Origin of the sequence: Dryocola clanedunensis, assembly GCF_038405435.1 — a bacterium.
In the GTDB taxonomy this organism is placed as follows: Bacteria; Pseudomonadota; Gammaproteobacteria; order Enterobacterales; family Enterobacteriaceae; genus Dryocola; species Dryocola clanedunensis_A.
The window spans coordinates 1-587 of the sequence record NZ_JBBYHZ010000145.1; the positions used below are offsets into that span (position 1 = coordinate 1).

1 protein-coding gene is annotated in these 587 nt (G+C 67.8%); it reads left to right on the plus strand.

The genetic code is table 11. The features are described from left to right. The coding region (locus AAE045_RS23910; RefSeq protein ID WP_455549788.1) for a 1-acyl-sn-glycerol-3-phosphate acyltransferase at nt 1–587 on the plus strand (587 nt) is incomplete at both ends.

Below are 587 nucleotides of genomic sequence, written 5' to 3' on the forward strand. Positions count from 1 at the left end.
GTTGGCGGTGCTGCTCAACGGCCGCAGCACGATCGTGCGCTTCGCCCCGCCGATCTCGCTGCGCACCACGGTCGATGAGGGGCTGGACCCCGAGCGCACCGTGCGCAAGCTGCAGCGCGTGCTGCGGACCCATTTCCGCCGCATCCGCGAATCGGTGATCGGGCCGGATCTGTCCACCCGCCGCCTGCTGGTGGACAAGGTGCTCGACGCGGACACCGTGCGCGAAGCGATCGCCTCGCAGGCCAAGCGCGACAACTCCAAGCCGGCCGATGCCTGGAAGAAAGCCCACGCCTACGCGTGGGAAATCGCCGCGGATTACTCCAGTCCGGTGGTGCGTTCGGCCAGCTTCATGCTCAGCCATGTCTGGAACCGCATCTACGCCGGCGTGCTGGTCCACCACCTGGACAAGTTCAAGGCGGCCGCGCCCGGGCACGAAGTGGTCTACGTGCCCAGCCACCGCAGCCACATGGATTACCTGCTGCTGTCCTACCTGCTGTACGACCGCGGCATCGTGCCGCCGCACATCGTGGCCGGCATCAACCTGAACCTGCCGGTGGTCGGCACGCTGCTGCGCAAGGGCGGTGCGT